The 12,830-nt window shown below is 72.0% G+C and carries 12 protein-coding genes; 3 read left to right on the top strand and 9 right to left on the bottom strand.

Going from position 1 to position 12,830, the window contains the following annotated elements; translation table 11 throughout:
* Nucleotides 1-22: 22 nt before the first annotated feature.
* Nucleotides 23-745: an FAD binding domain-containing protein gene (locus ACIBA9_RS03010; RefSeq protein WP_399359568.1), complete on the bottom strand. Its 723-nt coding sequence runs from the start codon at nt 743-745 to the stop codon at nt 23-25.
* Between the two features lie 268 nt (nt 746-1,013).
* On the opposite strand from ACIBA9_RS03010, the gene cpt reads away from it, so the two are divergent.
* The gene (cpt, locus tag ACIBA9_RS03005; protein ID WP_399360003.1) at nt 1,014-1,556 is read left to right on the top strand and encodes a chloramphenicol phosphotransferase CPT; all 543 of its coding nucleotides are present in this window, start codon (nt 1,014-1,016) and stop codon (nt 1,554-1,556) included.
* 49 nt (nt 1,557-1,605) lie between these two features.
* On the opposite strand, the gene ACIBA9_RS03000 is transcribed toward cpt, so the two are convergent.
* Complete coding sequence (locus ACIBA9_RS03000) at nt 1,606-2,670, bottom strand: YihY/virulence factor BrkB family protein (protein ID WP_399359567.1); 1,065 nt, start codon at nt 2,668-2,670, stop codon at nt 1,606-1,608.
* Nucleotides 2,671-2,802: 132 nt separating this feature from the next.
* On the opposite strand from ACIBA9_RS03000, the gene ACIBA9_RS02995 reads away from it, so the two are divergent.
* Complete coding sequence (locus tag ACIBA9_RS02995) at nt 2,803-3,393, top strand: YdeI family protein (protein ID WP_399359566.1); 591 nt, start codon at nt 2,803-2,805, stop codon at nt 3,391-3,393.
* A gap of 21 nt (nt 3,394-3,414) precedes the next feature.
* On the opposite strand, the gene ACIBA9_RS02990 is transcribed toward ACIBA9_RS02995, so the two are convergent.
* Nucleotides 3,415-3,909, bottom strand: coding sequence for a DUF3566 domain-containing protein (locus ACIBA9_RS02990; protein ID WP_399359565.1), 495 nt, complete (start codon nt 3,907-3,909; stop codon nt 3,415-3,417).
* Between the two features lie 1,129 nt (nt 3,910-5,038).
* Between ACIBA9_RS02990 and ACIBA9_RS02985 the strand changes: the two genes are divergently transcribed.
* Complete coding sequence (locus ACIBA9_RS02985; RefSeq protein ID WP_399359564.1) at nt 5,039-5,512, top strand: GreA/GreB family elongation factor; 474 nt, start codon at nt 5,039-5,041, stop codon at nt 5,510-5,512.
* A gap of 79 nt (nt 5,513-5,591) precedes the next feature.
* Here the strand turns inward: ACIBA9_RS02985 and ACIBA9_RS02980 are convergent, their stop codons facing one another.
* The 6 genes from ACIBA9_RS02980 to ACIBA9_RS02955 form a co-directional block, all read right to left on the bottom strand.
* A complete protein-coding gene (locus ACIBA9_RS02980) occupies nt 5,592-5,873 on the bottom strand; it encodes a hypothetical protein (RefSeq protein ID WP_362152867.1) in 282 nt (93 codons plus the stop codon).
* Nucleotides 5,874-5,951: 78 nt separating this feature from the next.
* Nucleotides 5,952-8,483, bottom strand: a complete 2,532-nt coding sequence (locus tag ACIBA9_RS02975; protein WP_399359563.1) for an ATP-dependent Clp protease ATP-binding subunit — start codon at nt 8,481-8,483, stop codon at nt 5,952-5,954.
* A gap of 98 nt (nt 8,484-8,581) precedes the next feature.
* Nucleotides 8,582-9,517 carry a Dyp-type peroxidase gene (locus tag ACIBA9_RS02970; RefSeq protein ID WP_399359562.1) on the bottom strand — a complete coding sequence of 312 codons (936 nt, stop codon included), beginning with the start codon at nt 9,515-9,517 and terminating at the stop codon, nt 8,582-8,584.
* Between the two features lie 306 nt (nt 9,518-9,823).
* Entirely contained in the window at nt 9,824-10,201 is a 378-nt protein-coding gene (locus tag ACIBA9_RS02965; RefSeq protein ID WP_399359561.1) for an NUDIX hydrolase, read from the bottom strand.
* 45 nt (nt 10,202-10,246) lie between these two features.
* Nucleotides 10,247-11,176 (bottom strand): YegS/Rv2252/BmrU family lipid kinase, encoded by a 930-nt coding sequence (locus ACIBA9_RS02960; RefSeq protein ID WP_399359560.1) that lies wholly within the window; start codon nt 11,174-11,176, stop codon nt 10,247-10,249.
* Nucleotides 11,177-11,210: 34 nt separating this feature from the next.
* Complete coding sequence (locus tag ACIBA9_RS02955; RefSeq protein ID WP_399359559.1) at nt 11,211-12,803, bottom strand: FAD-binding oxidoreductase; 1,593 nt, start codon at nt 12,801-12,803, stop codon at nt 11,211-11,213.
* Nucleotides 12,804-12,830: the final 27 nt, after the last annotated feature.

The raw sequence follows: 12,830 nt of genomic DNA, 5'->3' as shown, positions 1-12,830 counted from the left end.
CCCACCTGGCGCCGACGGCCGTTCAGTTGCCCGCGGGCTCCTCCAGCAGAGCGGTGACCTGCGGGCCCACCACCTCCCATGCGGCGGCCGGCAGATCGCCGAGTGCCGTCCGGCGCAGGGCCTGAAGCGCCTGCCCGGAGCCGTCGTCGACGGTAGCGGTGCCGCTGAGGACGTCGTATCCGTCGCGCACGGCGACCCGCAGCCCGCTCCCGCCGCCGTCGTCGGCGTGCAGCGCGGAGGCGACGACGAGCGGCGGCGGGCCGCCCGCGTCGGCCGGGAGTTTGCGGTACGCGGAGGCGACCGGCGTGCGCCAGTGGAGGCTGAGCAGCACGGGACGCTTGGCCACCACCTCGGCGAGGTCCGTCTCGTGGACGCCGTGGGAGTCCAGCACCTTGGCCCGGGCGTCCAGGACCAGGGCCGCGGGCAGCAGACAGCGCAGCGTGCTGCCGACGAGGTTGCCGCCGACCGTCGCGGTACGCCGCACGGCGCCGGTGCCGACCGTGGCGGCCGCCAGGCGCAGTACGTCGGGTACCCGCTCGTCGATCCGGCTCAGCAGGACGGCGGCGCCCACGGCCTCCCGTTCGACGAGGTTGGCCTCGGGCACCTCACGCAGGGAGACGGCGAGTTCGGGGAAGCCGTCGCGCTGCCAGGTGGCCCACACGAGGGTCGCCCCGCCGATCGGCACGGCCCCCTCCGCCAGACATTGCCGCGCTTCGGACACTGACGTGGGCAGACGCAACAGCACGGTGGCCGACCTGCCTTCCTGAGGAGTGGGGCGACGGACGGATCGCCGCTCGGGCCACGGCCCCGCCGACGGTCGCAGTCTTCTCCCCGACCCGGGGGCGCGTCCAGGGCTCACGCGAACACGGCATGCGCCCCGCCGACAGACCTGACGGCCCTGGGCGCCCTGTGCGGAAGCATGTGAAGTCGCGGCAGGCGGGCAGCCGTTGACCGCCTCGGGACCGACGACGGGTTGGCGCCAAGACGCCTACACTGACGGCGTGACGCCTCGGATGATCCTTCTCAACGGTGGTTCCAGCTCCGGGAAATCGGGGCTGGTGCGCTGCTTGCAGGCCGTGCTGACCGATCCCTGGGCGGCGTTCGGGATCGACTCGCTGGTCGATGCGGTGCCGGTGCGGATGCGCACGGCGGACGAGGGCATCAGGTTCGCGGACGACGGCGCGGTGAGCGTCGGAGCGGAGTTCCGCGCGCTGGAGGCCGCCTGGATGGAGGGCATCGCGGCCATGGCCCGCGCGGGCGCCCGGATCATCGTCGACGACGTGTTCCTCGGCGGCGCGGCCTCCCAGGCACGCTGGCGGAAGGCCCTGGAGGGACTGCCCGTGCTGTGGGTCGGCGTCCGGTGCGACGGCGCCGTGGCGGCGGGCCGTGAAATCGCCCGGGGAGACCGGGCCCAGGGCATGGCCGCGTCGCAGGCGGAGCTGGTGCACCGCGGCGTCGTCTACGACCTGGAGGTGGACACGACGCGTACCGAGTCCCTGGAATGCGCGCACGCCATCGCCGCGCACATCGAACGAGCCGGGACCGGAGCGTCCTGACCACCCCGCCGCACCACGGTCTTTCCTACCGGTGGCGTCCTGGCCGGCGTCACTTCCCGTCCAGGCGCCGTACGTCCTCCTCGTCCCACTTGCTGGTGTCGCGCGGCTGGGTGTAGGGCTCGGCCTCGGGCGGATGGCCGCCCGCGATGGCGCGCTGGCGGACGGTCTCCGCGTCGAACTCCAGACCCAGCAGGATCGCCAGGTTGCTGATCCACAGCCACACCAGGAAGACGATGACGCCGGCCATGGTGCCGTAGGTCTTGTTGTACGAGGCGAAGTTCGCGACGTAGAACGCGAACCCGGCGGAGGCGATCATCCAGATCAGCAGGGCGAGGAGACTGCCCGGGGTGATCCACTTGAAGCCCTTGACCTTGGCGTTGGGGGTGGCCCAGTACAGGATCGCGATCATCACCGTGACGAGGAGCACCAAGACCGGCCACTTCGCGATCGACCACACGGTCAGTGCCATGTCGCCGACACCCAAGGCCTGTCCGGCGCGGTGGGCCAGACCGCCGGTGAAGACGACGATGAGCGCGCTGGCCACGGCGAGCACCATCAGCACCACCGTGACGCCGACCCGCACGGGCAGGATCTTCCACACCGGGCGGCCCTCGGGCATGTCGTAGACGGCGTTGGCGGCGCGGATGAAGCCGGCCACGTACCCGGATGCCGACCACACCGCCAGCACGATGCCGAGCAGGGCCATGAGGGAGCCGACGCCCGCGCTGTGCTGCAGTTGCTGCACCGCGCGGGTGATGATGTCCCGCGCCGATCCGGGCGCCAGTTGCCGGACGTTGGCCAGGAGCCTGTCGGTGGTGGACCGGCCGGCCATCCCCAGCAGGGAGACCAGCACCAGCAGCGCCGGGAACAGGGCCAGCACCCCGTAGTAGGTGAGTGCCGCCGCCCGGTCGGTCAGCTCGTCGTCCTGGAATTCGCGCAGCGAGCCCTTGAGCACCGCGACCCAGGCCCGCTTCGGCAGCTTGGCGGGGGTGTCGGGCGCCGCCTGCTCGACCTCCGCGTCGGGTCCTGCCTCGTCCGGGCTCGGCACGCGCGGCTCTGGGCCCTCGTCACCGGCTCGGTCCTCTTTACGCCCTGGAAGATGCAGCTTCGCCATACTCGTCCGAGTATCCGGGCTGCCCCGTCTCAAGCCCTCCCCGGAAGAATTCCGCCGATGCCCGTCACGGCGGCGCGAGCCCCGGCGGCCCGGTTGTTGACCCGCTCTCGGGGGTGGGCTTGGATGAAGGCCATGTCTGAGGGATCGCGGAAAGCAGCGGATCCGGTCGTCTTCTTCGCGACGCAGGACGCGTGGGAGAAGTGGCTGGAGGAGAACCACGCGGACGTGCCGGGGGTCTGGTTCAAGATCCCCCGGAAGGACGCCGGAGTCGACGGCATCGACTACGCGACGGCTCTGGAGTCGGCGCTGTGCTACGGCTGGATCGACGGGCAGAAGAAGAAGCTGGACGAGCAGTACTGGCTGCAGCGCTTCACCCCGCGCCGGCCGGGCGGCAAGTGGTCGAAGGTGAACACGGAGAAGGCCACCGATCTGATCGATCGGGGCCGGATGCGGCCCGCCGGGCTCCGCGAGGTGGAGAAGGCCAAGGCGGACGGCCGCTGGGAGGCGGCGTACTCGTCCCAGAGCAAGGCGACGGTACCGGACGATCTCCAGTCCGCCCTGGACGCGGCCCCGGCGGCCAGGGACTTCTTCGCCACCCTGGACAGCCGCAACCGGTTCGCGATCCTCCACCGGGTCGAGGACGCCAAGAAGCCGGAGACCCGGGCGTCCCGCATCGAGAAGTTCGTCGCCATGCTCGCCGAGGAGAAGAAGCTGTATCCCTGAGCCTGGTCCGGGCCGAGGGGGTCAGGCGGTGTCGGAGACTTCCCGTGGCGGGTCGAGGCTGTCGGGGGTCCGGGTCGGCTTGTCCGGCGTCCGCCCGCGCGGTGCGGGACGGGTGGCGCGGGTGCGGGTGCCCGGGAGGGCGGGCAGTCGGCGCAGGCTGTCGCCGACCCAGGGCGGGGTGTGCGCACGCAGGTAGCGCCGGGCGCGGACACGGGTCCGGGCGATCCGCAGCGAGGCCTGGGCGGCGGCCGGGGTCGGATCGGTGAGGTCGTCGGTCAGGGACACCTCGACGCCGCCGCTGTACTGCGCGGACACGTTGTAGAGGAAGGTGACCAGCGTCGCCATGAACGTGCCCAGGACGACTTCCAGGGCGACCACTGCGGCCGCGATGGCCAGCACGGTGGTCAGCGGCGGCAGGGAGTCCGGGGCCATGATCTCCAGCATGATCCAGACGACGGCCGTGCTGACGGCGCCGAGCACTCCGATCCCGGTCAGGAGCAGGAAGCTCGCCACCATCACCGACCAGGGTCTTCCCTCGGATATCCGCAGTCGTATCGTGCGCGGGCGGGGCCCGGAAGGTCTTGCGGTCGAGGTCCGACGAGTTCGGCGACCGGGGTGCGTGGGCCCGAGGGGGACTGCCGTTTCGGGCGGGGGATCGAGCGGGGGCTGGTGGGCCGGGCCGGGGCTCCGGGTCGTCGCCGGTCCGTGGGAGGCGGGCCCCGTCTCGACCGGGGCCGCCGCCGCGGGGGGGCCGGCTTCACCGTCGTACGAGGGCAGCTCCGGTGGCTTCGGCGGTATCGACGGCTCCGGTGGTGCCGGCGGCTTCTCGGGGCGGGGCTCGGGCTTCGTGGGTGCGCCGGCCGCTTCGGGGGCCGGCCCCACTCCCCGGAGTTCGGCGGACCCGTCCGTCCTGGAGGGGGCGGGGCCGCCGCCCTCCTTGGGTATCGCCCGTCCGGCGGCGGTGCCGCGGGTCCTGCGCTTGGCTCGGCTCATGCCTGTCTCCCTGACTGGTCGGCCTGGCAGCGCGGCAGGCGACCTCGGAGGCCTGCTGGTCGGTGTGTCTACGACGGTATGAACCCTTCCGCGACCACGCACCCGCAGGAGGCGGCTTCGAGGGAGGAGAGGCGGGCGTGCGACGGCGTCAGGAGGCCGCCCCACCCGGGCGGGAGCGGGCCCGCGCGGGGCACGGGGCTCCCTCGGTGCGCGAGCACCGAATGGGCGTACGAGTGACGTCACCGGTGTCACGACGCCGCCTTCGCTCCCGCGCGGATCGAGGGCGGCGGGCCCCGGTCGGGTGGGCTCACGCCCGCCGCCGGCTCCGATCGTCGATCGGAGCCGGCGGCGGGCGACGGGTTGCTCCTGGACGCTCAGGACTGCGGACGGCGCCCGTGGTTCGCGGCGTGCTTGCGCCGGGACTTCTTCTTGCGGCGTCGCTTCGAGGACATGGTCACCTCCGAGGGGATCAAAGGGATGAACTCGGAGGAACACCGTATCCTCGGATGTTTCTCTCCTCGACCGGAGGGGCGCGGGGCGCGGTGCGGGGCCCGACGGTCCGGGTCGCGGGAGCACACTCGATTGATATGATCAGGATTGCCGGACTTGAGGATCTTCGTCCGGCTGTTCCGTCTCCGTCCGAGGGGCAGACATGACCGACGATCCCGAGCCGATCGGCGCCGAGGCCCGTCGCGCGCTGGAACAGGAACTGGCCGATCTGCGTGACGAGCGCCGGCTGGTCGCCGGAACCCTGCGGGACACCACCGAGGTCGGCGACGAGGCCGACCAGGCCGACGAGTTGCGGCGCGCCGATCAACTGGACCGCCTGGACCGCCGGATCGGCGACATCACCGATCGACTGCGGCAGGCGGAGCGAGCCGGTCCCGCCCGGACCGACCTGGTCGCGGTCGGCAGCACGGTCACCGTCCGCTTCCCCGACGGTTCACAGGAGACGCTGGAGGTCGGTGAGGGCGCCGAGGCTCTCGACCAGAGGCTGGTCACCGCCGACAGCCCGCTCGGCCACGCGCTCCTCGGGCACCGCCCCGGCGACTTTGTGCGCTACGACACTCCGGACGGGCCCGCCACGGCCGTCGTGGTGTCGATCGGCGCCCCCGGGCAGGAGTGAACCGGCGGCCGGTCCGGGACACAACCGGCCGTCGGGGCGGGCGGGTTGGTACAGCGAGCGGCGGTTGGTCCTCCTGGGGTCAGCCTTCGTAGCGGGTGGGCGGGAACGGGTCTCGGTCCGCCCGCTGGCCGGCGCTTGATCGCAGGTCACCCTGGGCGACCTCGCTGTCGATCTCGGCGAGCACTTCCTGGTACTGCGTCTCCGGGGTCTCCAGCGTCCCGGCGGCCAGCCCGGCCGCCGACCGGTCCGCGCGGGTGCGCTCGTCGAGTGCCGCCTGGTTCGGCCGGCGCGGCAGACCGCGCCCGTGTCCGGTGTCCGGATTGCCTTCGACTTGTTCGTTGGACTTGTGATGGTGCCCCATGGGGTCCTCCCTGGATGAACACCCGGGCGTGGACCACGCCCGCATATGCCTTCCGGACAGCCCTCCGTTCGCTCGGGCTCACTTCTCCGTCTGCGGCGCGTCGGCGTCGTCGGCCGGTGCGCCGGTGCCGCTGTTCTTCTCCACGATGCAGTGCAGCGAGTCGTTGACGACGTCGGCGACGATCGTGTCTCCGGGGTCGGCCTCGCCGCTGAGGAGCAGCATGGCGATGCGGTTGTCGAGTTCCGCCTGGATCGTGCGTCGCAGCGGCCGGGCACCGAACTCGGGCTGGTGGCCGTGCGCGATGAGCAGCTTCTTGGCGGCCGGCGTGACCTCCAGGCGCAGCCCCTGGGCGCGCACCTTGCGCTTGCTCTCGTCCAGCAGGTGGTCGACGATCAGGTCGAGGTCGTCCTGCGTCAGGCCGTGGAAGATGATGATGTCGTCGATGCGGTTGAGGAACTCCGGCAGGAACCGGGACCGCAGCTCGTCCATCAACGCCTCCTTCAGGTCGGAGACATCGCCCTTGCGGTCGAGGATGCGGTGGGCGCCGATGTTGGACGTCATGATGATGACGGAGTGCCGGAAGTCGACCGTGCGGCCCTGGGCGTCGGTCAGGCGGCCGTCGTCGAGGATCTGCAACAGCGTGTTGAAGATGTCCGGGTGGGCCTTCTCCACCTCGTCGAACAGCACCACGCTGTAGGGCTGACGGCGCACCTTCTCGGTGAGCTGGCCCGCTTCCTCGTAGCCGACGTATCCGGGAGGGGCGCCGACGAGCCGGGCGACGGTGTGCTTCTCCTGGAACTCGCTCATGTCGAACCGGATCATGCGGTCCTCGTCCCCGAACAGCAGGGCGGCGAGGGTCTTGGCCAGCTCGGTCTTGCCGACGCCGGTGGGCCCGAGGAAGAGGAACGAGCCCACGGGGCGGTTGGGGTCGCCCATGCCCGCCCGGTTGCGGCGCACGGCCTGGGAGACGGCGGTGACCGCCTCGTCCTGGCCGACGATCCTGGCGTGCATCTCCTCCTCCAGCCTGAGGAGCTTCTCCTTCTCGCTGGCGGTGAGTTGGGAGACGGGGATGCCGGTACGACGGGAGACGACGTCGGCGATGTCGGCGGCCGTGACGGAGACGACGCCCTCCCGGCGTTCCTCGATGCCGGCCAGCTCGCCCTCCACCTCGGCGATCTCCCGCTTCAGCCCCGAGGCCCTCTCGAAGTCCTCGGCGGAGACGGCCTGTTCGAGTTCGCGGCGGAGCTTGGCGATACGGTCCTCGCGGCTGACGATCTCCGTGGAGCGGCCCGCGCCGCGCAGCCGCACCCGGGCACCGGCCTGGTCCATCACGTCGATCGCCTTGTCCGGCAGGAACCGGTCGGTGATGTACCGGTCGGAGAGTTCCGCGGCGGCCACCAACGCGCTGTCGTCGAAGCGGACCTGGTGGTGGGCCTCGTAGGAGTCGCGCAGGCCTTCCAGGATCTGGATCGTCTCCTCGACGGTGGGCTCCGGGACCATCACGGGCTGGAACCTGCGCTCCAGGGCGGCGTCCTTCTCGACGTACCTGCGGTATTCGTCGATGGTGGTGGCGCCCACCACGTGGAGTTCACCGCGGGCCAGTGCGGGCTTGAGCATGTTGCCCGCGTCCATGGCCCCCTCGCCCGTCGCCCCGGCGCCTACGACGGTGTGCAGTTCGTCGATGAACAGGATGATCTCGCCGCCGGCCCCCTGGACGTCCTCGATGACCTTCTTCAGCCGCTCCTCGAACTGTCCGCGGTACTGCGCCCCGGCCACCATGCCCGACAGGTCGAGGGCGACGACCCGCTTGTTCTTCAGGCTCTCGGGGACCTCGCCGGCCACGATGCGCTGGGCCAGTCCCTCGACGATGGCGGTCTTGCCCACACCTGGTTCGCCGATGAGCACCGGGTTGTTCTTGGAACGCCGGGAGAGGATCTCGACGGTCTGCTCGATCTCCTCGGCCCGCCCGACCACCGGGTCGAGCTTGCCGGCCCTCGCCTCCTCGGTCAGGTCCCGGCCGAACTCGTCCAGGGTGGTGGCCGGCTTGCCGGGCTGCGCGGCGGGTGTGTCACCGCGTGCCGTCTGCTCGGCGAGTCCCGCCATGCGCTTGGTGTCCACCCCCTCGGCCTGGAGCAACCGGGCGGCACCGGTGTCGCTGTCGCCGAGCAGCGCGGCCAGGATGTGCTCGGGGCCGATGTAGGACACGCCGGACGCCTGCGACCTGGCGTAGGCGGCGCCCAGGGTGCGTTTGGCCGCCGGTGTCAGACCGGGCCGCGCGGAGGGTTCGGCGGCGTCACGGGGCAGGAACTTGGCGATCTCCGCGGCGAGCACATCGGGGTCCGCGCCCACCTGGGTGAGCAGTCTGCGGGACGGATCGACCTGGGTGGCCGCCCAGAGCAGATGTTCGGTGTCGAGGTCGGTCGTTCCGTTCTCCACGGCCCGCTGCGCGGCGAGGTTGAGCAGTTCCTGCGAGGACTCCGTCAGCAGCCGTCCGATGGGGACACGCTGCACCGCGGGGGGTGAGGACGCCGGCGACATACCGAAGAAGTGATTGAACATCTCACTGAACGGGTCCGAGGAGCCGAAGGGTGCACCGAACGACATCGACATGACAGCTCCAGGTGCGCGAGGGGGTCCGTGAATCACTGAACCCCTGTGCGGAGTGCCTCGCAAGCGGAAGGCCGTCTCTCGGCAGGGCCCGGTGTGGCTCAGGGCCGAGGGGGGTCGGGGAGGTCGTCGAGGAAGGTGACGGTCGGCACGTGGAAGAGACAGCCCGTGACCGGCACCGAGAAGTCGAGGATCCGGTCGTGCCGGCCCGGGTCCCGGCCGAGGAACATGTTCCTCAACATCTCCTCGGTGACGTCGGGGGTACGGGCGTAGCCGATGAAGTAGGTCCCGTACTCACCCTGCGCGATGCTCCCGAACGGCATGTTCTCCCGCACGATCTTGCGTTCGCGGCCCTCCTCGTCGGTGATGGTGTTGAGCGCGACGTGGGAGTCGTCGGGTTTGACGTCGTCGGGCAGTTCGATGTTGGCCTGCTTGGTGCGCCCGATGACCTTCTCCTGCGCGTCGGCCGGCAGGGCGTTCCAGGCCGCCATGTCGTGCAGGTACTTCTGGACGATCACATAGCTGCCGCCCCGGAACGCGGCGTCCTCGGCTCCGATGAACACCGCGTCGTCCGCGAGCCGTCCCTCCGGGTTCTCGCTGCCGTCCACGAAGCCGAGCAGGTCACGCTCGTCGAAGAACTTGAAGCCATGCACTTCGTCGACCATGGTGGCCGCTTTGTGGAGTCGTTCGGCCAGCAGCCAGGCCAGTTCGAAACAGAGGTCCATCCGCTGGGAGCGGACGTGGAAGAGAAGGTCGCCCGGTGTGCCCGGCGCTCGGTGGCGGGGTCCCGCCAGTTCCCGGAAGGGGTGCAGGTCCCGGGGACGCGGGCCGCCGAAGAGCCGGTCCCAGGCCGCCGAGCCGATGCCGACGACACAGCTCAGCTCCTGGGCGGGGGCGCGGAAGGCGACCGAGCGGCGCAGACCCGAGACGTCCTCGAGCAGGTCTCTGACCGTGTCCTCACCGCCGGGTGCGATGGTGGCGACGAGGAACAGGGCCGCTCTGGCCGGTGGGACGACTACGGGCTGCGGCTCGGCCACGGAGGGTGCCTCCTCATCGAAACCGGAAGGCCTGCTGCGGGCGGCTTCGAAAGTCACGGCGTACGTCGCCGCTCCACGAGGCACGCCGCTCGGATGCGTTCCCCACCAGCATGGCCCGCCGCGGCCGGGACAGCAGGTCGGACGCCATGACGCGCGGATCGAACAGCCCGCGACCGGTCCCGCGAGCTGTACGAGAGGTCTTCGACTGGCTGGGGGAATCCCTCCGACACCCGTCGGGCGGGTTCCGGTCGGTCGGGGCGAGGTGTCGTCCCGGCCGCGGGCGGTCGCCGGTCGCCCGAGGTGCCGTCACACCGGTGTGTGTCCCTGGAGGTACGTGCGCACGGCCGTCGGCAGGGCGGCGTCGCCGGTGTCCGCGATCGGGGTCCAGCGCACTCGCTCCGGGACGAGGCGTGCCCCGTCCGACGGCGCCTCGCTCAGCAGTTGGCACACCACCGCCGGCTCGCCGTCGGCCGGCTCGCCGTGCGGGTCCAGCACCTCCGTGCCGTCCACGAGATAGCCGGTGAGTTCGTAGACGACGCGCGCCGCGGTCGCCTCCGCCGACTCGGCCGGTTGCGTTCCGCCCGACGGCAGACGCCAGCCGCCGCCGTCGTCGCGCACCAGCAGCACGCGCCCGTCGTACAGGACGACCGCCTGCACCGCGCCCTGTACGTGTTCCCGCGTCATGATCCCCCGCCCCTCCCCCGGTCGTCCGCCAGGTGTGGTCTTCCCCTACCCAGGCAGGGGTGAGGACGCACCTCGCGGCGCCGTCGGCCGGTGTCGGTACAGGACCGGCAGATCCGCGGGGCGCACCCGCAGCGTCACGGGCAAGGTGGCCTCCACCTCGCCGTCGGCGCCGTAGGGGACGGGCCGGGAGGCCTCGATGCGCAGTTCCTTGCCGCGCAGGACGAGTACTTCGGGACGGCGGACGTGGGCGCCCGTCCGGAGTTCGTTCATCAGGGTGAAGAAGAGCCGACGGGGCGCCTCGCGGATCATCACGACGTCGAGCAGACCGTCGTCGACCCGTGCGTCGGGGGCGATGAGCCGACCGGAGCCGTAGTAAGGGGAGTTGGCGGCGACGACGGTGTAGCCGCGGTGGTGGTGCTCCTCGCCGTCCACGGTGACGCGGAAGTCGGCCGGCCGCCACGTGGTCACCGCGCGCAGGCCTCCCGCGTAGTAGGAGGCGGCGCCTCGCAGCAGCCGGGCGTTGTTCGCGTGCCGGTTGGCCAGCGCGTCGACTCCGGCGTACACGCTGCCCAGCACCACGGTGCGGGGGTGGACGGCCGACTCCACCTCGATGGCGTCGACCGCCCGGGGCTCGGCGCTCAGCAGGACGCGGGCGAGGGCGTCGGGGTCGGCGGGCAGGTTCAGCGCGCGGGCGAAGTCGTTGCCGCGGCCGGCGGGGACGAGGCCCAGGACGGTGCCGGTGCCGCTGAGCGCGCCGCCGATGCCCCCGGCGATGCCGTCGCCGCCGACGGCGAGGACGATCCGGCCGCGCTCACCGGCCCTGAGCGCTATGTCCTGGGCGTGGGCGAGGCTGTTGCTGTACTCCGTCTCCAGCTCGGCTCCGGCTTCGCGGAGCGGGCGGGCGAGCTGGAGCAGCGTCGCCGCGCCGGTGGAGCCGCCCGCGGTGGGGTTGACGACGGCGGTGAACTGTCGCATCGGTGTGCCTCCGAGGCAGGCGGATCGGTCGGGTTCAGTCGGTGGGCAGCAGGACGCCGGGGTTGAGCAGACCGTCGGGGTCGAGCCGGCGCTTCACGGCGCGCAGAGCGGAGATACCGAGCGGTCCGGCCTCGCGGACGTACCAGTCGCGGTGGTCGGTGCCGACCCCGTGGTGGTGGGAGATCGTACCGCCGGCCGCCAGCACCGCCTCGTTGGCGGCGTGCTTGGCGGGCGTCCAGTGCGCCACCGGATCCTCGCCCTGGGCGCTGACGACGGTGAAGTAGAGCGAGGCGCCGTTCTCGTACACGTGGGAGATGTGGCACATCACCAGGGGCGGGGTGCCGGCCGCGGTGAGGGTGTCGGTGAGCGCGGTGCGGACGGCCGTGTACAGCTCGGGGATGCGGGACCAGAAGGCCGCGGTCTCCAGGGTCTCGGCGAAGGCGCCCACGTCGAGCAGGGCGTCGCGCAGGTAGGGAGCGGAGTACCGGCCGTGGGCCCAGCGGTCGCCGGGTTCGGTGCCGACGAGGGTGCCGCCGCACGCGGTCAGGACGGCCGCGGCCTGCTCGCGGCGCTGCGCGGTGTCCTCGGCGGTGCCCTCGTAACCGGTGATCGCCAGGCAGCCGGCGCCCCCCTGCGTCAGACCGGCCCCGATCGCCTCGGGTTGGGCGAGGCCGATGAGGGTCTCCGTCTCGTCGGACAGCCGCAGCACGGTCGGCCGGGGCCCGTCCTGGGCGAGCCGGCGCAGGGCGGCCGCTCCCTCGTCGAACGAGTCGAATCGCCAGCCCTCGTACACGCGGACCCCCGGCACCGGACGGATCCGGACGGTCACGGAGGTGATGACGCCGAAGGCGCCCTCCGAGCCGAGGATCAGCTGGCGCAGGTCGGGTCCGGCGGCGGAGCGGGGGGCGCGGCCGGTCTCCAGGGTGCCCTCGGGGGTGGCGACGGTGAGGCCGAGCACCATCTCGTCGAAGCGGCCGTATCCGGCCGAGGCCTGTCCGCTGGAGCGGGCCGCGGCGAAGCCGCCGATGGTGGCCCACTCGAAGGACTGCGGGAAGTGGCCGAGGGTGAAGCCGTGTTCGGCGAGCAGGGCCTCGGCCTCGGGGGCGCGCAGGCCGGGCTGCAGCACGGCGGTGCGCGAGACGGGGTCCAGGTCGAGCAGGCCGCTCATGCGGCGCAGGTCCAGGGCGATGAAGTCACGGTGCTCGGGGGCGAGTCCGCCGACGACCGAGGTGCCGCCACCGAAGGGGACCACGGCCAGGCCGTGCGCGGCGCAGACGCGCAGCACGGCGAGGACCTCGTCGTGGGTTTCGGGCAGCACCACGGCCTGGGGGACGTCCGAGAAGTCACCGGCCCGGATGCGCAGCAGGTCGGGGGTGGACTTGCCGCGGGTGTGCCGGATGCGGCTCTCGTCGTCCGTGCGCAGGTGCCCTTCGCCGCCGACGGCGTCGGCGAGGGCCTTCAGCACGGCGGGGCCGACGGTGCGGGCGGGTGGGCGGAGGTCTTCGAGCGCGGGCGTGGGTGCGGTGCGCGGCTTGACGCCGAGCAGGTCGCGCAGCAGTGCCGCCACCGTCTCGGGAAGGGGTGCCGCCTTGGCCGGGTCGCCCCAGCCGTTCCACAGCATGTCCATTGAGCTGTCGTCCTCACAGGTCGGTGT

It is taken from the genome of Streptomyces sp. NPDC051452, from assembly GCF_044454765.1.
GTDB lineage: Bacteria > Actinomycetota > Actinomycetes > Streptomycetales > Streptomycetaceae > Streptomyces.
The sequence above is the reverse complement of the archived record's forward strand: the minus strand, read 5'-3'. Positions and strand labels throughout refer to the sequence as shown.

Coding starts and splice junctions, on each gene's coding strand:
- ACIBA9_RS03000 (WP_399359567.1), bottom strand. CDS start 2,670: ATGGCGAAGCTGCATCTTCCAGGGCGTAAAGAGGACCGAGCCGGTGAC.
- ACIBA9_RS02980 (WP_362152867.1), bottom strand. CDS start 5,873: ATGGGGCACCATCACAAGTCCAACGAACAAGTCGAAGGCAATCCGGAC.
- ACIBA9_RS02960 (WP_399359560.1), bottom strand. CDS start 11,176: ATGCGACAGTTCACCGCCGTCGTCAACCCCACCGCGGGCGGCTCCACC.
- cpt (WP_399360003.1), top strand. CDS start 1,014: ATGATCCTTCTCAACGGTGGTTCCAGCTCCGGGAAATCGGGGCTGGTG.
- ACIBA9_RS02955 (WP_399359559.1), bottom strand. CDS start 12,803: ATGGACATGCTGTGGAACGGCTGGGGCGACCCGGCCAAGGCGGCACCC.
- ACIBA9_RS02995 (WP_399359566.1), top strand. CDS start 2,803: ATGTCTGAGGGATCGCGGAAAGCAGCGGATCCGGTCGTCTTCTTCGCG.
- ACIBA9_RS02965 (WP_399359561.1), bottom strand. CDS start 10,201: ATGACGCGGGAACACGTACAGGGCGCGGTGCAGGCGGTCGTCCTGTAC.
- ACIBA9_RS02975 (WP_399359563.1), bottom strand. CDS start 8,483: ATGTCGATGTCGTTCGGTGCACCCTTCGGCTCCTCGGACCCGTTCAGT.
- ACIBA9_RS02985 (WP_399359564.1), top strand. CDS start 5,039: ATGACCGACGATCCCGAGCCGATCGGCGCCGAGGCCCGTCGCGCGCTG.
- ACIBA9_RS02990 (WP_399359565.1), bottom strand. CDS start 3,909: ATGGTGGCGAGCTTCCTGCTCCTGACCGGGATCGGAGTGCTCGGCGCC.